The sequence below is a fragment of the Brachybacterium tyrofermentans genome (genome assembly GCF_014897585.1).
Taxonomy (GTDB): domain Bacteria; phylum Actinomycetota; class Actinomycetes; order Actinomycetales; family Dermabacteraceae; genus Brachybacterium; species Brachybacterium tyrofermentans.
In genome coordinates, this window is record NZ_JABUXW010000022.1 from 51,038 (window position 1) to 72,337 (window position 21,300).

General features: G+C 69.5%; 14 protein-coding genes. 8 read left to right on the plus strand and 6 right to left on the minus strand.

Going from position 1 to position 21,300, the window contains the following annotated elements:
* Positions 1-113: 113 nt before the first annotated feature.
* On the minus strand, positions 114-1,289 hold the full coding sequence (locus INT49_RS15700) for an ROK family transcriptional regulator (protein WP_193118690.1): 1,176 nt from the start codon (positions 1,287-1,289) through the stop codon (positions 114-116).
* 201 nt (positions 1,290-1,490) lie between these two features.
* On the opposite strand from INT49_RS15700, the gene xylA reads away from it, so the two are divergent.
* The 4 genes from xylA to INT49_RS15720 all read left to right on the plus strand — a co-directional run bounded on the left by xylA (position 1,491) and on the right by INT49_RS15720 (position 8,633).
* Complete coding sequence (xylA, locus tag INT49_RS15705; protein WP_193118691.1) at positions 1,491-2,684, plus strand: xylose isomerase; 1,194 nt, start codon at positions 1,491-1,493, stop codon at positions 2,682-2,684.
* 536 nt (positions 2,685-3,220) lie between these two features.
* Positions 3,221-4,618, plus strand: coding sequence for a xylulokinase (xylB, locus tag INT49_RS15710; protein ID WP_193118692.1), 1,398 nt, complete (start codon positions 3,221-3,223; stop codon positions 4,616-4,618).
* A gap of 299 nt (positions 4,619-4,917) precedes the next feature.
* Positions 4,918-7,320: a glycoside hydrolase family 3 N-terminal domain-containing protein gene (locus INT49_RS15715; protein WP_193118693.1), complete on the plus strand. Its 2,403-nt coding sequence runs from the start codon at positions 4,918-4,920 to the stop codon at positions 7,318-7,320.
* On the plus strand, positions 7,320-8,633 hold the full coding sequence (locus INT49_RS15720; protein WP_193118694.1) for an endo-1,4-beta-xylanase: 1,314 nt from the start codon (positions 7,320-7,322) through the stop codon (positions 8,631-8,633). The genes INT49_RS15715 and INT49_RS15720 overlap by 1 nt, the downstream gene beginning before the upstream one ends.
* On the opposite strand, the gene INT49_RS15725 is transcribed toward INT49_RS15720, so the two are convergent.
* Positions 8,593-9,294 carry a DUF624 domain-containing protein gene (locus INT49_RS15725; protein WP_193118695.1) on the minus strand — a complete coding sequence of 234 codons (702 nt, stop codon included), beginning with the start codon at positions 9,292-9,294 and terminating at the stop codon, positions 8,593-8,595. The genes INT49_RS15720 and INT49_RS15725 overlap by 41 nt on opposite strands.
* A gap of 541 nt (positions 9,295-9,835) precedes the next feature.
* Here INT49_RS15725 and INT49_RS15730 point away from each other — a divergent pair.
* The 4 genes from INT49_RS15730 (at position 9,836) to INT49_RS15745 (ending at position 14,793) form a co-directional block, all read left to right on the plus strand.
* A complete protein-coding gene (locus INT49_RS15730) occupies positions 9,836-11,509 on the plus strand; it encodes an ABC transporter substrate-binding protein (RefSeq protein ID WP_193118696.1) in 1,674 nt (557 codons plus the stop codon).
* A 34-nt stretch (positions 11,510-11,543) separates the two neighbouring features.
* A complete protein-coding gene (locus INT49_RS15735; RefSeq protein WP_193118697.1) occupies positions 11,544-12,518 on the plus strand; it encodes an ABC transporter permease in 975 nt (324 codons plus the stop codon).
* A gap of 8 nt (positions 12,519-12,526) precedes the next feature.
* Positions 12,527-13,453 carry a carbohydrate ABC transporter permease gene (locus INT49_RS15740; RefSeq protein ID WP_193118712.1) on the plus strand — a complete coding sequence of 309 codons (927 nt, stop codon included), beginning with the start codon at positions 12,527-12,529 and terminating at the stop codon, positions 13,451-13,453.
* Positions 13,454-13,743: 290 nt separating this feature from the next.
* Complete coding sequence (locus INT49_RS15745) at positions 13,744-14,793, plus strand: LacI family DNA-binding transcriptional regulator (protein WP_193118698.1); 1,050 nt, start codon at positions 13,744-13,746, stop codon at positions 14,791-14,793.
* Between the two features lie 66 nt (positions 14,794-14,859).
* Here the strand turns inward: INT49_RS15745 and INT49_RS15750 are convergent, their stop codons facing one another.
* From INT49_RS15750 to INT49_RS15765, 4 genes are all read right to left on the minus strand, one after another.
* Positions 14,860-16,533, minus strand: a complete 1,674-nt coding sequence (locus INT49_RS15750; RefSeq protein WP_193118699.1) for an ABC transporter substrate-binding protein — start codon at positions 16,531-16,533, stop codon at positions 14,860-14,862.
* Positions 16,534-16,959: 426 nt separating this feature from the next.
* Positions 16,960-18,798 carry a hypothetical protein gene (locus tag INT49_RS15755; RefSeq protein ID WP_193118700.1) on the minus strand — a complete coding sequence of 613 codons (1,839 nt, stop codon included), beginning with the start codon at positions 18,796-18,798 and terminating at the stop codon, positions 16,960-16,962.
* A 216-nt stretch (positions 18,799-19,014) separates the two neighbouring features.
* On the minus strand, positions 19,015-20,016 hold the full coding sequence (locus INT49_RS15760; protein WP_193118701.1) for an acetylxylan esterase: 1,002 nt from the start codon (positions 20,014-20,016) through the stop codon (positions 19,015-19,017).
* 152 nt (positions 20,017-20,168) lie between these two features.
* A complete protein-coding gene (locus INT49_RS15765) occupies positions 20,169-21,074 on the minus strand; it encodes an ATP-grasp domain-containing protein (RefSeq protein ID WP_193118702.1) in 906 nt (301 codons plus the stop codon).
* Positions 21,075-21,300 lie beyond the last annotated feature (226 nt).

Here is a 21,300-nt window from a genome sequence, read left to right on the forward strand (position 1 = left end):
TCACCCGGGTAAGTGTCGTTAACTTACAAACCGGGGTGCGTCGGGTCAAGACAGGATGCGCAATCGATATGCGTGTCGGCGACCCGTGGGCCGACGGGCCTCGGGTGGCCCGGTCAGTCGGACAGGCTCGCCGACCGGGCGATCCAGTCGCCGGGGTGATCCAGGAGCGGGGAGACCGCTGCCCGCGCCGCACCCCACAGGGCGGGTGCCGCGAGGTCGTCCGAGCGTTCGATGACGATCTCGTCGACCTCGGCGGCCAGGGCGTGGAGGTCCACGGTCTCGCGGATGAACGGGGCGATCTCCTCGGCGATCGGGCCCAGGTAGCCCGAGAGCACCACCGTGGACAGATCCAGGATGTTCAGGGCGTTCGCGACCGCGAGGCCCAGGGAGCGGCCGATCGTGCCGATCACCTCTGCTCGGTCGGTGCTGCGGGAGAGCTCCTCGACCAGCTCGTCGATGAGCACGTCCCGGCGCAGCCCGGCGCGCTCTCGCAGCGCGTGGTACGAGACGTACGCCTCGAGGCAGCCGCGACGGCCGCAGCGGCAGAGCGCGCCGCCCGGCTCGACCACGGTGTGCCCGAACTCCCCGGCCCAGCCGTGGACGCCCTCGAGCACCTTGCCCTCCAGCACGATCGCCCCGCCCACGCCGGTGCTTCCGCGCACGTACATGAACGATTCGTCGGGCCGACGGGCGATCTCGGTGAGGACCGACAGCCGGATGTCGTTCTGCACCAGGACCGGCACGCCCTCGAGGGCGGGCATGGCCTGGAGCTCACGCATGAGGGGGACGTCGTCCCAGTCCAGGTTGGGGGCGGAGAGCACGCTCTCCCCGTCGGGCGAGATGCGCCCGGGCACGGCGACGCAGACCCCGACCAGCGTCGCCTCGCCCGCTTCGGCGCGGACCTGGTCGAGCAGTCGCGCGCAGGCCTGGACGGCCTCGGGGACGTTGTCGGCCGTGACCTCAAGGTACTCGGTGCGGGAGCTGAGCTCGCCGCCGGCCAGATCGATGCCGAGGCAGGAGATGTGCTCGGCGGCGATCTCGAGCCCGATGCCGAGCACCGTGTGCTGGGCGGGCTGCAGGGGCACCATCGGTCGGCCGCTGCCCTGGGAGACCGGGGCATGCTCCTCCACGAGACCGGCCGTGATCAGCTCCTCCACGAGCTTGGAGACGGTGGGCTTGGTGAGCTGCGTGGAGCGGGCGAGGGTGGCTCGGGAGACGGGATCGGCCGCGTTCATGACGGCGCGCATGACGAGCGAGAGGTTGTGCTCGCGCAGGTGCGTCGATTGCATGGAGAAGGCCCTTCCGTCGGACGAATCCGCGGTGCCGCCTTGTGATCGGGCGGCGAATCGTCGTATGTTAGTAACTCAAACATACTAAGCGGCTCGAGGATGCCCGTTCCGCAGAACTGCTGGATCGGTTCAGGGCATCGTAGTGCGTCATCTCGTACCGCGAGGGATCACAGACTGCTGTCCGTACAGAGGAGTTCGACCATGACTGCACCCACCCCCACCCGCGACGACAAGTTCTCCTTCGGCCTGTGGACCACGGGCTGGCAGGCTCAGGACCAGTTCGGCTCCGCCACCCGCCCGCCGCTCGAGCTGAGCGCGCACATCCGCAAGCTCTCCGAGCTCGGCGCCTGGGGCTTCACCTTCCACGACAACGACGTGGTGCCCTTCGACGCGACCCCCGCGGAGCGCCAGAAGATCATCGACCAGCTGAAGTCCGTCACCGACGAGACCGGCCTGGTCATCGAGATGGTCACCACCGACACCTTCGCCCACCCCGTGTTCAAGGACGGCGCGTTCACCTCCAACGACCGCGACGTGCGCCGCTTCGGCCTGCGCAAGGTCCTGGCCAACGTGGACCTCGCCGCCGAGCTCGGCGCGACCACCTTCGTCATGTGGGGCGGCCGTGAGGGCGCGGAGTACGACGGGTCGAAGGACCTCTTCGCCGCGCTCGAGCGCTACCGCGAAGGCCTGGACACCGTGGCCGGCTACATCAAGGACAAGGGCTACGACATGCGCATCGGCCTCGAGCCGAAGCCGAACGAGCCCCGCGGCAACATCTTCCTGCCCACCGTGGGCCACGCGCTGGCCTTCATCGAGCAGCTCGAGCACGGCGACATCGTGGGCATCAACCCCGAGACCGGCCACGAGCAGATGGCGACCCTGAACTACACCCACGGCCTCGCCCAGGCGCTGTGGAGCGAGAAGCTCTTCCACATCGACCTCAACGGCCAGCACGGCCCGATGTACGACCAGGACCTCGTGTTCGGCCACGGCGACCTGATCAGCGCCTTCTTCACCGTCGACCTGCTCGAGAACGGCTTCCCGTCCAAGCCCGGCGCCTACGTGGGTGCCCGTCACTTCGACTTCAAGCCCTCGCGCACCGAGCACGAGACGGGTCAGTACGACTCCGCCGCGGCCAACATGGAGATGTACCTGATGCTCAAGGAGCGCGCCCTCGCGTTCCGTCAGGACTCCGAGGTCCAGGAGGCGCTGTCGTACTCCGGCATCGACGAGCTCGCGCAGCCGACCCTCGCCGAGGGCGAGTCCCTCGCGGACCTGCTCGCGGATCGCTCCACCTTCGAGGAGTTCGACGCGGATAAGGCCGGCGAGCGCAACTTCGGCTTCGTGCGCCTGCAGCAGCTGGCCATGCAGCACCTGCTCGGCTTCCGCGCCTGATCCGGTGGGGGCGGGGCCGGTCGGGCGCATCAGCCTGGCCAGCCCCGACCCGCTCTGCTATCCCGCTCGGCCGCGCTCCGCTCGTGCCCGTTCCGTTCGGGCGCGCGCGGTCCTGGCTCCGCGTGGCCCGCGTGGCGTGGCCGTCGCATCCGGTGGCGGTATGTGTGCACGCTGCCCGTACAGGGGACTGCTTGCGCGGATGCCGCCAGTCGATGCGAGGGTGGCCTGCCCGCTCGGCCTGCGCGTGGCCAGCCCACCTGGCCTGTCCACCCGGCACACAGTTCCCGCAGTTCCCGCCGATCCTGTCGTTCCTCGAGTGGCGCGCGGCGGGTGTCATAGCCTGGTGGGGCAGCCGCAATGCGCCTCCCGAAAACGTCGTCCGCCGTCGGACGGCCCAGCACCCGCGACCTTCCGCATGACCACGACGCAGACGACCACTCGGCAACCATGACACCGCGTGCACGCACGGCGCACCCGGTATCCACGACGCCACTCGCCCGCACGGCCCACCCGCTCCCGACGCAAAGGACCTCCTGATGGCACCCACGGTTCTCGGAATCGACTCCTCCACCCAGGCCACGAAGGCCCTCCTCGTCGACGCGGAGACGGGGCAGGTGCTCGAGGAGCGCCGCGCCGCGCATCCCGACGGCACCGAGGTGGATCCGCGCGCCTGGCTCGCGGCGGTCGACGAGGCGGCCGGGCCGCTGCTCGAGCGGGCCGACGCCGTGTCCGTGGGCGGCCAGCAGCACGGCATGGTGCTGCTGGATGCGCAGGGCGAGGTGGTGCGTGACGCGCTGCTGTGGAACGACACCCGCTCCGCCCCGCAGGCCGAGGCCCTGATCGAGGAGATGGGCGGCGCCGAGGCGTCGGTCGAGGAGATCGGCAGCCTGATGGTCGCCTCCTTCACCGCCTCCAAGCTGCGCTGGGTGCGCGATCACGAGAGCGAGAACGCGCAGCGGGCCGCGAGCGTGCTGCTGCCCCACGACTACGTCTCCCGTCATCTGGCCGGCGGGGGAGAGGCCTTCACCGACCGCGGCGACGCCTCCGGCACCGCGTACTACTCCACCCGCACGGAGGAGTGGAAGCCCGAGCTGGTCGAGCTGGCCCTGGGCCGCTCCCTCGAGCTGCCGCGCCTGCCCGGCTCGCCGCAGGAGATCATGGCCCGCACGCCCGCGGGCGCCGCGATCGCCGCCGGCACCGGCGACAACATGGGGGCGGCACTGGGCCTCTCGCAGAGCGAGGGCGACGTCTCCGTCTCGATCGGGACCTCCGGCGTGTGCGCGATGGTCAGCCCCACCCGCCCGAACGACGCCACCGGCTCGGTCACCGGCTTCGCGGACGCCACCGGTCGCTTCCTGCCGATGGCCACCACGATCAACGCCGCCCGCATCCTCGAGGCCGGCCGCGCTCTGCTCGGCGTGAGCCACGAGGAGATGGCCGAGCTCGCCCTGGCCAGCGCACCCGGTGCGCACGGAGTGACGCTGCTGCCCTACTTCGACGGCGAGCGCACCCCGAACCGTCCCGAGGCCCGCGCGACCCTCACCGGCATGAGCACCGCCACCACCCGGGAGGACGTGGCCCGCGCCTACGTCGAGGGTCTGCTGTGCTCCCTGGCCGACGGCATCTCGGCGCTCGAGGACATCACCGGCACCGCCGCCGCTGGGATCACCCTGATCGGCGGCGCGGCCCGCAGCCAGGCCGTGCAGCAGATCGCCCCGGCCATCTTCGGGCGTGCGGTGACCATCGCCCCGGCCGCGGAATATGTGGCCCTCGGGGCCGCCCGCCAGGCCGCCTGGGCCCTCTCCGGCGAGCAGGAGCCGCCGGCCTGGGAGCTCACCGGCAGCCGCACCGTCGAGGCGGAGCCCACCCCCGAGGTGCTCGGCGCCTACCGCGAGCTCAAGGAGCGCACCGCGGACTGGGCCGCCAAGGGCTGATCCCGAGAAGGCGCCGCCGGTCCTCCATCGCGGGCCCCGTCCACGCGGTCCGGCGGTTGCCCAAAGGAGCGACAGCGCGCCGAGACGACGACACGATGCAGAGCACCCCATCTGAAACTTTCAGGTGGGGTGCTTCGTCGTACAGTCACGACAACGCCCGGTGACCGGGCATTGACCACGCCCTGGTGCCTGCTCTAGCCTGAGGAGAACCGAAAGTGGACAGAAAGCTTTCAAAAACTGCCTGAAACTCGAGATGTGCGGATGTCCGCCACCTCGTCGGCCGTGCGAAGGAGCACCTCATGACCGTTGCCCCGTGGAGAGACCCCTCTGTGAGCGTCGAGCAGCGCGTGGAGTCGCTGCTGGCCGATCTCAGCCCCGAGGAGAAGATCGCCCAGCTCGGCAGCTACTGGAAGCGGCCCGAGATCGGGGACGCCGAGGGCTTCGCGCCCATGCAGTCCACCTTCGACGAAGGCCGTGATCCCTTCGAGGACGCCGTCCAGAACGGCCTCGGGCACATCACCCGTGCCTACGGCAGCGCACCCCTCACCTCGCAGGAGGGCGTGGAGAACCTGCGCCGCCTGCAGAGCGCCGTCACCGCCGGCTCCCCGCACGGCATCCCGGCGATCGCGCACGAGGAATGCCTGACCGGCGTCATGGCCCATGAGGCCACCACCTACCCCGCCGCGATCGCCTGGGGAGCCTCCTTCGCCCCCGAGCTGATCGGCGAGATGGCCGCACGGATCGGGTCGGACATGCGCGCGATCGGCACCCATCACGGCCTGTCCCCTGTGCTGGACATCGTGCGCGACTACCGCTGGGGCCGCATCGAGGAGACGATGGGCGAGGACCCGTATCTCACCGGCATCCTGGCCACCGAGTACGTGAAGGGTCTGCAGAACTCCGGGGTCATCGCGACCCTGAAGCACTTCGCCGGCCATGCCGCCTCCCGCGCGGGCCGCAACCATGCGCCCGTCTCGATCGGCCTGCGCGAGCTGCACGAGATCGACCTGGTGCCCTTCGAGATGGCCGTGCGCCTGGGCGAGGTCCGCTCCGTGATGAACTCCTATGCCGACATCGACGGCATCGCCCCCGCCGCCAGCCGCTGGCTGATGACCGAGCTGCTGCGGGACACCTGGGGCTTCGAGGGCACCGTGGTCTCCGACTACTGGGCCGTGAACTTCCTGCAGTCCATGCACCGCGTCGTGGAGACCACCCGCGACGCCGCCGTGACCACCCTGCGCGCCGGGATGGACGTCGAGCTGCCCGAGACCAACACCTTCCCCGAGCTGCTGGACGCCATCGAGGCCGGCGAGCTCGAGGTCGAGGTGCTCGACACCGCCGTGCGCCGTGTGCTGCGCCAGAAGGTCGAGCTGGGCCTGCTGGACCCCGAGTTCGACCCCGCCACCACCGGCGAGGCCATCGACCTGGACCCCGCGGAGAACCGCGATCTCGCCCGGCGCGTGGCCGAGGAGTCCATCGTCCTGCTGCGCAACGAGGCCGACGTGCTGCCGCTCGCGGCACCGGGCCGCATCGCGCTCATCGGCCCCAGCGCCGTCGAGGCGCGCAGCTTCCTGGGCTGCTACAGCTTCACCAACCACGTGCTCTCCCGCCTGGAGGACAACGGCACCTCGGTCGCCGTGCCCTCGCTCGCCGAGAGCCTGACCGCCGAGTTCCCGGACTCCACCGTCACGACGGTCGCCGGGACCGACTTCACCGGCACCTCGACCGACGGGATCGCCGAGGCCGTCACCGCGGCCGAGGCGGCGGACGTCGCCGTGCTCGCCGTCGGCGACATCGCGGGCCTGTTCGGCGCGGGCACCTCCGGCGAGGGCTGCGACGTCGCCGACCTGCAGCTGCCCGGTGCCCAGCACGAGCTCGTCGAGGCCGTGCTCGCCACCAGCACCCCCGTGGTGCTGGTGCTGGTCACCGGCCGGCCCTACGCGCTCGGTGCCTACGTGGACCGCTGCGCCGCCATCGTGCAGGCGTTCATGCCCGGCGAGGAGGGCGGCAGCGCGCTCGCCGGTGTGCTCTCCGGCCGGGTGAACCCCTCCGGTCGCCTGCCGATCGGGATCCCCGGGGGCATGGGCGGCCAGCCCGGCACCTACCTCGCCCCGGTGCTCGCCTGGGTCAGCGACGGCATCTCGAACATCGACCCCCAGCCGCTGTTCCCCTTCGGCTTCGGCATCGGCTACACCCGCTTCGAGTACTCCGACCTGGACCTCTCGTCCGCAGAGATCGCGGCCGACGGCACCGTGGAGATCGCGGCCACGGTCACCAACGTGGGCGATCGCGACGGCAAGGAAGTCGCCCAGCTCTACCTCAGCGACCCGGTCGCCTCCGTGGTGCGCCCGCTCAAGCGCCTCGTCGGCTTCACCAAGATCGCCCTCGCCGCCGGGGAGAGCGCCCGCGTCACCTTCCGCCTCCATGCCGACCGCACCTCGTTCCTCGGCCAGGACCACCAGCGGATCGTCGAGCCCGGCGAGTTCCGCGTGCGGGTGGGCTCCTCGAGCGAGGACATGCGGCACGAGGGATCCTTCCGGATCTCCGGCGCGGTGCGCGTGGTCGGCGACGGCGAGCGGGTGCTCGACACCCCGGTCGACGTCGCCCCGGTGCGTGGCGGGCAGACGGCCTCGCCGTCCGCGTCGGTCACTGCAGGGGCCCCCGCCGGGACCGCAACCGCGAGTGTCTCCGAGGGGCTCTGATGACCACCCCGTCCGGACCCGCACGGAGGGCCCCGGCGCAGGCTCCGTCGGCCCCGCAGGCCGCGTCGACTCTGTCAGCCCCGTCGGCCGCGTCGTCTCCCGGAGACCGTCTCGAACCGATCCAGCTGCAGGTCGTGGACGCCGACGGCGCTCCGCGACCGGGAGCGTCGGTCACGGTGGAGCAGGCCCGGCACGCCTTCGGCTTCGGCTGCACCGCCTTCGCGCTCGCGCAGCCCGGCGACCAGCCCGCCGCCGAGCTCGAGCGGCTGTGGCTGGACCTGTTCGACACCGCGACGCTGCCCTTCTACTGGCGCTGGTACGAGCAGACTCCCGGGGCCACCGACGCGGACCGCCTGCGGGCCCTGGCCACGCACCTCCGCCACCGCGGTGTGCGGATCAAGGGCCATCCGCTGCTGTGGCACACCCTCGCCCCGACCTGGCTGCAGGAGAAGGACGACCAGGGTGTCGAGGACGCGATCCGCGCGCGGATCACCCGTGAGGCAAGCGGGTTCGCCGGGCTCGTCGACCAGTGGGACGCGATCAACGAGACCGTCATCCTGCCCGTCTTCGAGGCCGAGGAGAACGCGGTCACGCGCCTGGCGCGGGCCCGCGGCCGGATGCACGTCATCCGCCTCGCGTTCGAGACCGCCCGCGCCGCGGACCCCACAGCGCGCCTCGTGCTCAACGACTTCGACCTCACCCCCGCCTACGAAGAGGTCATCGAGGAATGCCTCGAGGCGGGCGTGCAGATCGACGCGATCGGTCTGCAGACCCACATGCATCAGGGGTATCGGGGCGAGGAGCAGATCACCGAGGTGCTCGAGCGCTTCTCCCGCTTCGGCCCGCCCCTGCAGATGACCGAGACGACGCTGGTCTCCGGCGACCTCATGCCCGCCCACATCGGCGATCTCAACGACTATGTGGTCGACTCCTGGCCCTCGACGCCCGCGGGCGAGGAGCGCCAGGCCGACGAGCTCGTGCGCCACTACCGCACCGTGCTCGCGCACCCGGCCACGGAATCGCTCACCTATTGGGGGCTGGACGACGCCTCCGCCTGGCTCGGCGCCCCCGCGGGTCTCGTGCGGGCCGACGGGACCCCGAAGCCGGGCTATCACGCATTGCGGGAGCTCATCCGTGAGCAGTGGTGGGTCCCTCGCGGCGAGCACCGGGCCGACGAGAACGGCGTGGTCCACCTGCAGGGATTCGCCGGCGACTACACAGTCGAGACCGACGGGCAGGTGCGCGAGGTCACCGTGCCGCGCGGGGGGCTCCTCAGCCAGCAGGTGCCGGCACCGGCTCCTCGTCGGGACTGACGAAGCGCTCTCGGAGGAGCCGGGCGACCGGCTTCTCCGAGTGCCACAGGGCCACCGTGAGCAACGAGCCGGCCAGCAGGAGCATGAAGCTGCCGATGAACTGCACGAGCCCGAGCGTGAGCACCCCGAGGGAGAGCAGCGCGAGCGTCGAGAGCGGCTTCGTGAGCAGGGTGAACACCGAGAGCCGGAGCACGTCGACGAGGCGGAAGCTGAAGTTCGACACGATCGTCAGCGCACGTACCAGGACCAGCAGGACCAGCGCCCCGAGCGCCAGGAAGGCGGCGTTGAAGCTCGCCGTGCCCAGCTGGGTCCCGAAGGTGACGTTCGCCGTGAGGATCCCGAGCACGAGCACCGCCGGCGCCCCCACCTTGAGGCTGTCCAGGAGGTTCAGCCGGTAGCCGCGCAGGAAGCGCGAGGCGGGGACCAGGTCAGGATCCTCGGACCGCCGGCGCCAGGCATAGAGCGCCGCGGAGACCGCTGGCACCACCGGCAGGGTGGCGACGACCAGCAGCAGGACGCTGCTCGGCTCCGCCGTCAGCAGCGTCCAGGCGAGGATCGTGGGGGAGCAGGCGACCACCAGGAGCACGTCGATCGTGACGAGCCAGTAGACCCACTCGGTGACACCGGTGAGCACGCTGCGGTTCTGTCGGACGGACGTCATCGGGCCTCCTTCAGGGCGGGCTGCAGTGCGGGCCGCCGGGGTGCGAGGCGCGGTGCGGCGCGCCCGGCAGCACTCCTCGGTATCGCTCCAGTATCGCCTCCAAAACAGAAACTTTCGATTGATTGTTCTGCGATGATACGCAACTGTTACCTCCAGTTCAGGCGTTCCGGGAGAGCGCTCTCAGGGATTGTGATGGGAACCTGCAGGTGAACGCATTGTCGAGGCGCGGGCGGCGGAGATTCTCACGTGATAGCGAAGCCCTTGACCAGCATCACAGTGAGAGTTAAGTTAAGTTGCGCACCGAAACTTCAGCGAAAGTCTAGGTACGCTTTCCTGCCGCACTACGACGCGCGGCAGTCAGCTCTTCGGAACAGGGTGCGGTCGATCATCGACGCCCTGCTCCCCCGAGGTCCGATCCGGATGCCGCCCAGGACGGGCGCAGCATCACTCCATCGGAACCAGCAGTGCCTGCAGTCCCTGCTCCACCTGTTCAGCCGGCCGCTCCCTGCGGTGCGGCCATGATCTCGACGAGGAGACGGCTATGACGACGTCGCACCCCTTCCATCTTTCGCAGACCCGCCGCAGTTTCGTGGGGCTCTCCGCAGCGGCCTTCGGGACGCTCGCCCTGGCCTCCTGCGGCTCCGACTCCGGAGAGGAGGTCGACGTCGAGTCCCAGAACGTGGGAGCGATGGACGACTACGCCGCGGACGCGCAGTTCACGGCCACCGAACCCTTCGAGGTCAGCATGCTGTGGACCGACTGGCCCGAGGTGCCGGTCGAGGACTCCTGGCGGATCTTCGAGCTCATCAAGGAGCTCACCAACGTCGAGATCACGCTGACGCACATCCCCTTCAGCGACGCGACCGAGAAGCGCAGCCTGCTCATCAGCGCCGGTGACGCGCCGACCCTGATCCCGCTGGTCTACACCGGTGAGGATGCCCCGTTCGTCTCCTCCGGCGCCGTGGTGCCGCTGAGCGACTACGCGGACAAGATGCCGAACTTCCAGAAGTACATCGAGGAGTGGGAGCTCTCCGAGATGATCAACAACCTCAAGCAGGCCGACGGCAAGTACTACATGGTGCCCGGCCTGCAGGAGGTCTCCGTCCCGGCGTTCAGCCTGGTGATCCGCAAGGACATCTTCGAGGAGGTCGCCGGCGCGGTGCCCAACACCTGGGAGGAGGTCCACGAGGGGCTCAAGCTGATCAAGGAGAAGTACCCCGACTCCGTACCGCTGGCGGACGGCTTCGAGGCCCAGTCCATGCTCAACTATGCCGCGCACGGCTTCGGGACCAAGGCGGGCTGGGGCTTCGGCGACGGGGCGGTCGAGGGCGCAGACGGCAAGCTCGTCTACGCGGCGACCACCGACGAGTACAAGCAGCTCGTGGACTACTTCCGCGGCCTGGTCGAGGACGGCCTGCTGGACAAGGAGTCCCTCACCGCCTCCAACGACGGCAGCGGTGCCGCGGGCGTCGACGAGAAGTTCGCCAAGGAGCTGTGCTTCGCCGCCTCGGGCTCCTCCGGCACGGCGATCGAGTTCGCCACCGCGCTCGACGCGACAGTCGGCGAGGGGAACTACTCCATCACGCTCATCCCGCCGCCCGGCGGTCCCGCCGGGGACATGGTCGAGCCCCGCAACTTCTGGCACGGCTTCATGCTCAGCTCGGAGATCACGAAGTCGGAGAACTTCCTGGCCACGCTGCAGTTCGTGGACTGGCTCTACTTCAACCCCGAGGCGCGCGACATGCTGCGCTGGGGCGAGAAGGACGTGACCTACACGAAGGCGGACGACGGCACGATCGAGCTCGACGACGGGTACTCGCTGGACGACTACGCGATGAACGCCGGCGCCGAGACCGATATCAAGATCGACCTCGGCTTCTCGACCTTCCCGGCCGAGGCCACCGAGTCCCGGGCGCTCAAGGAGTCCTACAGCACGCCCGAGTTCGTCCAGTACATCGACGACGTGCTGAGCACCCGCACCCCGCGCGACCCGTTCCCGCCCACTCCGATGGATGAGACCGAGCTCGAGCAGGCCTCGCTCCTGGCGACCCCGATCAAGGACGCCGTGGACACCGCGACGCTGCAGTTCATCATGGGCGAGCGCGACATGGGGGAGTGGGATGCCTTCGTCGGCGAGCTGGAGGCGGCAGGCGTGGACCGGTACCTCGAGCTGCTGAACACCGCCAAGGACCGTTTCGTCGAGGCCAACGGCTGAGCGGGCTCGGTCAGCAGACGGAACGGGTGGTCACATGACCCTGGCACAGACACGGGACGTCGCGGCGCAGGAGCCTGCGTCGCGGCCCCCGACCCCGAAGCGCAGGCCGGGACGGTGGAAGCGGTCGCTGCGGCGCGACTGGCCGCTGTACACCTTCGCGATCGCGCCGCTCATCTTCCTGGCGATCTTCCGCTACCTGCCGATGCTCGGCAACGTCATCGCCTTCCGCCGGTTCCGACCGGGCGGGAACATCTTCGGTGACGAGTGGGTGGGAATGCTCTACGTGGATATGTTCATCCACGACCCCGCCTTCTGGAACGTCTTCACGAACACGGTGATCATCGGCGGCATGACCCTCGTGGTCTGCTTCCCGCTGCCGATCATCCTGGCGCTCATGCTCAACGAGGTGCGGCGCACGCACTTCAAGAAGATCGTGCAGTCGATCAGCTACCTCCCGCACTTCCTCTCGGTCGTGATCGTGGTGGGCATGGTCTACCAGCTGCTGTCCCTGCAGGGCACGGTCAACCAGATCACGGAGGCCTTCGGCGGGGACGCGGTGTCGTTCCTCCAGAAGCCCGAGTGGTTCCGGTTCATCTACGTGGCCTCCGAGGCCTGGCAGACCGTCGGCTGGGGCACGATCCTGTACCTCGCCGCGCTCACCGCCGTGGACGACGGCCTCTACGAGGCGTCGCGCATCGACGGGGCGAACCGCTGGCAGCAGACCTGGCACGTCACGATCCCGGGGATCCGGCCGACGATGGTCACGCTGCTGATCCTCAACATCGGCAACTTCCTCAACGTCGGGTTCGAGAAGGTCCTGCTGCTCTACAACCCCATGACCTACTCGACCGGCGACGTCATCTCGACGTATCTGTACCGCGTCGGCCTGGTGTCGAACAATCTCAGCTATGCCGCGGCCATCGGCCTGTTCCAGGCCATCATCGGCTTCGCCATGGTCATGTCCGCGAACTTCATCTCGAAGCGATTGGTGGGGACGAGCCTGTGGTGATCGAAGCAATGGCCCCGGACGCGCCCCGTGCGGCGCCCGTCAAGGCCCGGACGTCCCGTATCAAGGACTCCACCTCGTACAAGGTCTTCACCGTCGTCAACATGACGGTCCTGGTGCTCATGTGCGCGGTGATGCTCTATCCGTTCGTGATGCTGCTGGCGCAGTCGTTCAGCTCGGCCGGGGCGATCAATGCCGGCAAGGTGAGCATCTTCCCGGTGGACTTCAACATCGATACGTACAAGGCGGTCGCCGACAACGGCGCGTTCTGGCGCAGCTACGGCAACACCGTGGTCTACACCGTGATCGGCACGACCATCGCGATGGTCCTGACCACGACCTACGCCTTCGTGCTGTCCAAGAAGCACCTCAGGGGGCGCGGGCTGCTCATCGGCATCGCCGTGTTCACGATGTTCTTCAACGGCGGCATCGTCCCGAACTACGTCCTCATCTCCTCCCTGGGGATGAAGAACACGATGTGGGCGGTGATCCTCCCGCCGGCGCTGTCCGTCTTCAACCTGCTGGTCATGAAGGCCTTCTTCGAGAATCTCCCCACGGAGCTCGAAGAGGCGGCGCACATCGACGGCCTCACCTGGTTCGGGATCTTCTTCCGCATCGTGCTGCCGCTGTCCAAGGCGGTCATCGCGACGATGGTGCTGTTCTACTCGGTGCAGTACTGGAACGACTGGTTCGCCGCGTTCCTGTACCTGGACAAGACGGATCTGTTCCCGGTGACCCTGTTCCTGAGGAACTTGATCGCCGGCGCCTCCACGGCGGCCTCCGAAGGGGCCGCGGCCTCCGGGGCGAGCGTCAGCGACATCAACGCCAACATCCAGTCGGTGACGATGATCCTGATCCTCATCCCGATCCTGTGCGTGTACCCGTTCGTGCAGCGGTACTTCGTCTCCGGGATCATGCTCGGCTCCGTGAAGGGCTGATCTGCTCCGCCGACGGGGCGGTCGTCCAGCCTGCGGGCCCGGCGCCCGCCCCGTCGTTCGTCGGGTCACCCGGGAACGGGCCCTGGCGGGCGCTCGCCGCCTTCGACCGTTCGGTCTCCGAGGTCGAGCCAGCGCGTCTCGAGGACTAAAATAGTCCGAAAGTGTCAGCGAAACATCAAAGGTTGTTTAGGCTGGACCCTGAGTGCTCCGCGGCCGCGGGGTCGGGCCCGACTATCCTCCGGGGAGTCGGTGCTGAGGACGGTGCTGTGTCGAGAGGTGAGGGTGTGGACATGCCAGAGGATGCTGCCCGGCAGGGCCGGGTCACCCTGAAGGACGTCGCCGAGAAGGCGGGGGTCTCGCTGGCGACCGCCTCGAAGGTGATGAACGGTCGCGCGGACGTGCGCGACTCCACGCGCCAGGAGGTCGCCGAGGTGGCCCGAGAGCTCGGCTATCAGCCGAAGCGACGCGATACCGACCGTCGTCGCTCGGTGATGATCCACTTCGACACGCTCACGAGCCCGTACGCGCTGCAGGTGCTCGAGGGTGCGGAGCGCGCCGCCCGTCGGGCCGACGTGGACCTGCTGGTCATCAGCGTCGACGAGCGCGGCGAGGGCTATGCCGGGCCCACGCGCGCGCAGATGGCGGACATCGCAGCGCGCGGCATCGAGGGTCTCATCGCCGTCACCTCCCCGATCGGGACCCAGCATGCCCGCTGGAGCAAGGACCTCAAGCTGCCGCTCATCGCCGTGGACCCCGTGACGATCGGCCCGGACACCAAGGGCGTCGTCACCATCTCGGCGACCAACTGGGAGGGCGGGTCGCTCGCCGTCCAGCACCTCCTGGACCTCGGTCACCGACGGATCGGCATCATCGGCGGGCCCGAGGGCTCCGTCCCCGCCCGGCAGCGGGTGCAGGGCTATCACAGCGCCCTCGCGCAGGCCGGGATCCCGGTGGACCCCGCGCTCATCCAGCACGGATCCTTCGGCTACGAGGACGGCCAGCGCAATGCCGAGAAGCTGCTGCGGCTGCCCGAGCCTCCCACCGCGATCTTCGCCGTCGCGGACACCCTCGGCGTGGGCGCCCTGCGGGCGGCCCGGCAGCTGGGCGTGAGCGTCCCCGAGGAGCTCAGCGTGGTCAGCTTCGACGACACGATGATCGCCAGCTGGACGCATCCCCAGCTCACCGCCGTGCGTCAGCCGCTGTTCTCGATGGGGCAGGTGGCCGTGGAGCGGCTGCTCGCGCTCTCCTCGGACCCGGGGCTGTTCGCCCACCCGTTCAAGCTCGAGACGCACCTGGTGCAGCGGGAGTCGACGGCGCCTGTCTCCCCGCAGGGTTCCTGACCACCGGCCGTGCACCGCGAGCGAGGCGCTCGCGGTGCACGGGCCGGAAGGGCGCGAGCGGAGGACTCAGCCCTTCTTCTCGACGAACCGATCGCGTGCGGTGTTGATCAGGTCCACGTAGGCGGGCAGGCCGGCGGCCTCGAGCTCCTGGCCGAACGCCTCCCACTCGCTCATGTCCCGTTCCCCCATGATGAACTGCAAGGTGGCGGTGTCCACGGCGTCCTTGATCGGGGTCGCCATCAGCGACGCCTGCTCCAGCTCGCCCTCCTCCAGCGGGGCGGGGGCCCAGGGCGGCATCGATTCCAGACTCTCGAGCACCCCGTCGATATAGGCGGTGAAGTCCTCGGAGTTGTAGGACTGCTTCAGTGATCGGGACTCGGTGGCCTCCGCCAGGTAGGTCGAGAAGCCGAGATCCTTGAGGATGTCGGTCCCGGCGCCGGTGTTCAGCTCGAAGCTGTCCAGCGAGTACCCCTCGTTGAGGGTGATCTCGCCGTTCTCCGCCGTCGTGTAGGTCTCGCCCTCGACGCCCCATCGGATCATCTCCCGGGCGTCGGGGTTGAAGTACAGCCAGTCCATGAACTGCAGGATCGCCAGGAAGTTCTCCGACGAGGCGATCTCGGAGTTCAGCATGAACCCGTGCCAGAAGTTCCGGGGCCCCATGATGTTCCCGCCAGGGCCGGCGGGCGGCGGGATGAGCTGCAGCTCGTAGTTCCCCTTGCCGAGGGTCTCGTCCATGGCCTGGGCGAACTCGAAGACGGTGCCCGAGGAGCCTGAGGCGGCGAAGCAGGTCTCCTGCGCGAACTTCGCGTCGATGCTCGCGGCGCCGCTGCCGTCGTTCGCGGCAGTCAGGGACTCGGGGTCCAGAAGCCCTTCCTCGACCAGGCTCCGGTAGTACTCGACCATCGCCTTGTACTCGTCGGAGGTGGCCGCGTACGTCATCGGGCCGTCGTGGCCGCCCATCATGCCGTCGCCGAAGCCCCAGCCGGCGCGGGTGTTGAAGGCGTAGCCGCCGTAGTTGATGAGCGACTGACCCCCGAAGCCGTCGGCCAGCGGCAGCGAGTCGGGGTACTTCTCCTTGATCGCCGTGAGCCCCTCGTGGACCTCGTCCCAGGTGGTGGGGATGCCGATGCCGATCTCCTCCCAGACGTCCTTGCGGATGATCAGGGAGAAGGAGGGGACCCAGACCTCCTGCAGGCCGGGGAGCATGTAGTACTTCCCGTCGGCCTGTCGGATGTTGTCCATCATCTCGCCGAGGTCCCACTCCTCGACGTACTTGCGGAAGTTGGGCATGTGCTCGATGTAGTCGCTCATCGGCAGGATCGCCCCGGAGGAGACGAACTGGGTCTCGTCACCTCGATAGATCAGCGGGACCACGGTGGGGGCGTCCCCGGCGCTGATGAGCAGGCTCCGCTTCTCCACGTTGTCGCTGAAGGGGACGTGGGTGAGCTCGAGCTCGACGTTGGTGAGCTCCTTGATGCGGTCGAACACCTGCCAGGTGTCCTGCACGGGGTTCTCGGGCCAGTCGGTCCACAGGATCGACAGCGTGATCGGCTCCGTGGCGGTGAACTGCTGGTCCGCCTCGAAGGACTCCATCGCCCCGACGTCCAGGGTCGAGGGATCGGCGGCGTCCTCGGGGGAGCTGGAGCCGCACGAGGCGAGCGCGACGGTGCTGAACGCCGCGGCGCTGAGGCCGACGAAGCTGCGGCGGCTGGTGAGAGGGCCTGGGGTCGGACGGGTCATGAGGGACTCCCGGTGTGGCTCGAAGATGTCGATCAGCGAGGAGGGCCCATCGCCGCTCCCCGGGGCACGGCCGGCGCGGAGGTGCCGAGCCGTGGACTGCGACGGCCGACGGTGGCGTCACTGCCGCTGTCCGACGTCCCCTGAAAAGGAAAGGAAAGTTTCCGAAAAAGCAGAAACTCGATTCAGGTGGATTGAGGGTAGGGACTCCGGCTGTTTCCGTCAAGCGCTCTCCCAAAGCGCGTGGTGCCCGCGGTATGCAGTCCGTGGTCAGGGAACTTCTCGGATCTTTGCCGTGACGCGCACGGAAAGCTTTTGAGAAAGTTTTGGACTGCTGTGAGGCCGCCGTGCATCCGGTGAATGGGGTGAGGTCGAGGCGGGTTGGACCAAGGCCAGGGCCAGGGCCAGGGCCAGGGGCCGAGGTCGGCGTCAGGGTCGGGAGTCGGTGCTGATGCGCAGCCGCAGGCTGAGCGGTGCCCCTGTCGATGCCGGGATCAGGAGCACCTTCCCGCTCGGCTCATCGCTGGCGCCGAGGAACGAGTAGGCCTCCCCGGGGTCGTAGAACGCCCGCCCGCCGAGTGCTCCCTGTGCGCTGATGTCGAGGCGCTCCCCGGCGCTGACCAGCTGGCAGGCGGCCTGGGCGCGGCCGTCCTCGAGGGACGTCGCCGCAGCTCCTCCGGCCCGAGGGTCCAGGACGTGCCTGCCCCGCTCGTCGCGGTACAGCGATGCGTCGTCCCCGTCCGTGACGACGTCTCCGCCGTCCAGAGCGAGCAGCAGGCAGATCGGAGTCCGGGGGCCCTCGAACTCCCAGTGCAGATCGAGGCTCCCGGGGCCGAGCGAGGCGGTCATCGAGGTGCTCAGGCTGACGAGGTCGGCCGGGCGGTGAGAGAAGTCCATGGCGGCGGCGAAACGCCCGTTGAACTCGAGGGCATAGTCCCCCGCGGGATCGAGGTCCGGCGCCCGGAGCGGGTGGAAGTACTCGGCGGCGATCCGCTCCTGCAGGGAATAGCGGTGCCGCTTCTCCGCATCGTCCGCCAGGCGTCGAGGTGGGCCGGGTCGCAGCGGGCCCAGGGAGAAGAAGTCCCGGGAGAGGCGCAGCTCGCGGATCCCCAGCGTCGTGCCGAGGAAGCGCGCGACGGTGGACTGCGAGGAGCTCCCGGAGGTGACCCGTCCAAGTGCAGCGGTATCGGTGCCCCCGAACAGCACCGTCGAGGACACCCCGTGATCCACCCGCGCCAGCGCCGAGTCGCCCAGCTCCACCACCTCGGGGGATTCCGGGGTGGGTGCCGGTGCGGCTGGCGGAAGCGGAGCGAGTGCGGAGGGATCGTCCGCGGCCAGGGCGAGCAGGGTCAGCACGTCGTCGGCCCCGGCGCGCGAGGCCGTGCGCACGGCGGCGCGAGCGGTGAGGGGGTCGCCGGCGCGGGCCGCATGCGCTCGGAACCAGGGGTGCATGGCTCCCCCGTCGAACGGGGCGAACTGGTCCTGCCGGCTGGAGGCCAGGGTCTCGACGAGTCCGTGCGCATCGGTGAGCTCGGCCTGGACCCGCGTGGCCCGATCCGCGGCCCGCGTGAGATCTGGACGCTCCAGGATCCTGCCCAGCGCCAGCAGGGCCGGAACCGAGACGTGCGCCGCGTAGTTCGCGCTGCGCTCGGAGAACAGGCCGTCCGTCTGCAGATCCACGCCCTCTGCGAGCCACTGCTCGGCGCGCTCGAGCGCCTCCCAGAGCCGAGCCAGCGCCGAGGCGATCTCCCAGCGATGGTTCGGGGTGTGGACGCCTCCGTGGAGCAGCGCCGGGGTCACGGCGCCCAGCACCAGATCCAGCGGCTCCTGCAGTGCGGAGAGCGGGTGCGCCGTCGTGCTGGAGTCGACCGACCGACGAGCGATCTCGACCCTCGCCCACGCCAGATCGTTCACCGTGAACGCCGAATCCGGTGGGGAGTCGACGTTGTCGCCGCCCCGGAAGGTGCCGGAGGGGTTCTGCAGCTCGCGGAGCCTGTCCAGCGCCGAGGCGGCGGCGTCGACCAGGGGCGCCATGGGGTCGACCAGCGGCGCGGCGGGCACGCCATGGTCGGGATGCCCCGTCGGCGAGAGCAGCACGGCATCGCGCACTACACGGCCCAGCGCCCGATGGCCGCCGCGGACGAGCACCGATCGGGATCGTTCGGGGAGGTCGCGAGCTGCGCCGACGAGCAGCTCGGTATGAGCTGCGGGCAGCCCGGCACGTTCGACGGCGGGCGGTGCGGAACCTGGGGGAGGCGAGGCGGGCACGTGCGTGATCCTCTCGGGAGATCGGGTCAGTCCTTCAGACCGGAGTTGATGTCGGAGTTCATGATCTGACGACGGAACACCAGGAACAGCAGCACCATCGGGATCAGGGAGATCACCGAGGCGCCCAGGAGGACGGCCCAGTCGATGTTCTCCGCGCCGTTCGAGCCCGTGCTCCGGCTGCGGAGAGCTCCGATCGCCCTGGTCGGGCCGGCCGGGTCAGCGAGCGGTCGCGTCGGCCGGCACCCGGTCGCGCAGCCAGGCCAGCTGGACCATGCTCTGGGTGGCCGCGCCGCCCTCGTGGTTGTTGAAGGGGTAGATCTCGATGTTCTTGCTCGGGGTCGCGCCGCTGAGGCCGGCGTAGTGGTTGTACGCCGCGAAGATCGTCGAGGGAGGGCAGGTCATGTCGCGCAGCGCCGCGGAGAAGAGCGTGTTCGCGCGGGCTCGCCGCGCGAGATGCACGACGTCGACGTACCGGAGCGTGTTCTCCACGGCCGCCTCGCGGCCCCGGTTCACGGCGAGATAGCGGACGATCTCCTGATAGGGATCGGCATCGGTGATGTCCATCGCGCGGCGGATCTGGCACAGGAACGGCACGTCCGCCATCACCGCGTCGACGTCGGGCACCAGGCTGCCGGCGGCGATCGCGAGCCCGCCGCCCTGGCTGCCTCCCGTCACCACGACGCGCCCGTCGGCGCCCGGGAGCGCACGGGCCGCATCGACCGCTCGCGCGGCGTCTGTCATGAGCCGCGTGAGGTACGCGGTCTCGGGGGATTCGATGCCGCGGGTCATGGACCCCGGGGCGGCGGGGCCGGAGCCGACGGGATCCGGGGTGTCGCCGCCGGAGCCCCAGCGGCTGCCCTGGCCGCGGGTGTCCATCACCAGGTGGCCGTAGCCGGCGCTCGGCCACATCAGGTGCTCGATCGGCTCCGAGCGACCGCCGCCGTAGCCGATGTACTTCACGACCACCGGAAGCTCGGCCTCGACGCCGGCAGGGCGCAGGTACCAGGCACGGATCGGCGCCCCGTCGTGCCCGGCGAAGGTGACGTCCCAGGTGTCCACCAGGGACAGCCCGGTCTCCACGGGCCGGAGCTCGAGGATCGAGTCGACGGTGCGGGCGCGATCCAGCGTGCCCGCCCAGAACTCGTCGAGGTCGGCCGGCTCGTCGAGCTCGGGGAGGTACTCGTGCAGAGCAGGGAGCGGGAGGTCGTACAGCGGCATCGAAGGCCCTTTCAGGACTGAGGGTGGGGGAGCAGCTCGAGCGGTGCGCCTGGTGCCAGGGCGAGCACACCGACATCACCAGGGTCGATTCTCGCCCCGGACGCCCCGTCCTGTCCGGAGATCAGCTCAGGTCCGTCGGCACATACGGCCGATCAGGGTGTGTCCAGTCTCGCGAGGATCGCGTCGGCGAAGGTCTCCGTGACCTCGGGGACCAGCGGCAGGTTGAACAGCGGCTCGAAGAGCTCGGCCTCGAGCAGCACGAGTCCATGCTCCGCGGAGTCCACGGTGTCGATGCGCCCGTAGAGCGGCGTGGACAGGCCGGTGACCTGGGAGATCGCGGACAGCGTCTGTTCGGCGAAGGCCTTCTCCTGCGCTGTGGCCTCGACGACCACAGGCCGCTCCTGGTAGACGCCTCCGCGCAGCCCGCCGCCCTCGGCGAGCAGGGCACCCTTGGAGATCGCATGGGTGAAGTGCCCGTCCACCGCGTAGAGCGCCTTCTCGTGCCCTGCGGACAGCTCGGGCACCTCGGGCTGCAGCATCGCGACGCCCCCGGACGTCAGGATCTGCCGGCCGAGGGCCAGCGCGGCGGGGTCCGTCGCCGAGAACAAGCCGACGAGCTGGGACCCTGCGCCGACGGTCGGCTTCACGACCACGCTCGCGGCCCGGCTCGCGAACTCCTCGAGGGCCCGCGAGAAGGAGTCGATCTCCCGGTGATAGGTCGCCGGGATGACCGCCACTCCTGCCCCCTCGAGCTGCGCGAGATACCGCTTGTCCATGTTCCAGCGCACCAGGTCGGGCTCGTTGAGCACGTGACTGCTCGACGCGGCGAGGTCCAACCAGCTCTCGAACTCCTCCGGATGGAGGGCGTAGTCCCACGGGCTGCGGATCACGAGCAGGTCGAAGGACGCCCAGTCGACATCCGGACTGCGCCACGGGGTCATCTCCGCGTGGACCCCTCGCCGGGTCAGCGCCTCCACGAGCGGCACCGCATCGAGGGAGGTGTCGGTCTCGATGCCGGCGGGCTGCGGATGGGCGACGACGATGCCGATACGGGTCATGGGGCCGAGCGTAGTGCGGTGCCCAGCATCCGACAGCCGGTGCCCGGTGCCCTGCGCGTGATGGTGGGTGTCGGGCACCTGGCGTGCGGAAGCGACGCTCCTATGGTGCGTCAAGTGGATAGTGGTGGGTACTCAAGGCGGCGGTAGAGGTCTCGAGCGACGTAGCGTTTCAGGCAGCGTTTGATCTCTCGCGGGGTCTTGCCTTCGCTGGTGCGTCGGGCGGTGT

What these genes read in the sequence shown, in the direction of transcription:
- INT49_RS15700 (WP_193118690.1), bottom strand. Translation starts at nt 1,289, where the DNA reads ATGCAATCGACGCACCTGCGCGAGCACAACCTCTCGCTCGTCATGCGC.
- xylA (WP_193118691.1), top strand. Translation starts at nt 1,491, where the DNA reads ATGACTGCACCCACCCCCACCCGCGACGACAAGTTCTCCTTCGGCCTG.
- xylB (WP_193118692.1), top strand. Translation starts at nt 3,221, where the DNA reads ATGGCACCCACGGTTCTCGGAATCGACTCCTCCACCCAGGCCACGAAG.
- INT49_RS15715 (WP_193118693.1), top strand. Translation starts at nt 4,918, where the DNA reads ATGACCGTTGCCCCGTGGAGAGACCCCTCTGTGAGCGTCGAGCAGCGC.
- INT49_RS15720 (WP_193118694.1), top strand. Translation starts at nt 7,320, where the DNA reads ATGACCACCCCGTCCGGACCCGCACGGAGGGCCCCGGCGCAGGCTCCG.
- INT49_RS15725 (WP_193118695.1), bottom strand. Translation starts at nt 9,294, where the DNA reads ATGACGTCCGTCCGACAGAACCGCAGCGTGCTCACCGGTGTCACCGAG.
- INT49_RS15730 (WP_193118696.1), top strand. Translation starts at nt 9,836, where the DNA reads ATGACGACGTCGCACCCCTTCCATCTTTCGCAGACCCGCCGCAGTTTC.
- INT49_RS15735 (WP_193118697.1), top strand. Translation starts at nt 11,544, where the DNA reads ATGACCCTGGCACAGACACGGGACGTCGCGGCGCAGGAGCCTGCGTCG.
- INT49_RS15740 (WP_193118712.1), top strand. Translation starts at nt 12,527, where the DNA reads ATGGCCCCGGACGCGCCCCGTGCGGCGCCCGTCAAGGCCCGGACGTCC.
- INT49_RS15745 (WP_193118698.1), top strand. Translation starts at nt 13,744, where the DNA reads ATGCCAGAGGATGCTGCCCGGCAGGGCCGGGTCACCCTGAAGGACGTC.
- INT49_RS15750 (WP_193118699.1), bottom strand. Translation starts at nt 16,533, where the DNA reads ATGACCCGTCCGACCCCAGGCCCTCTCACCAGCCGCCGCAGCTTCGTC.
- INT49_RS15760 (WP_193118701.1), bottom strand. Translation starts at nt 20,016, where the DNA reads ATGCCGCTGTACGACCTCCCGCTCCCTGCTCTGCACGAGTACCTCCCC.
- INT49_RS15765 (WP_193118702.1), bottom strand. Translation starts at nt 21,074, where the DNA reads ATGACCCGTATCGGCATCGTCGTCGCCCATCCGCAGCCCGCCGGCATC.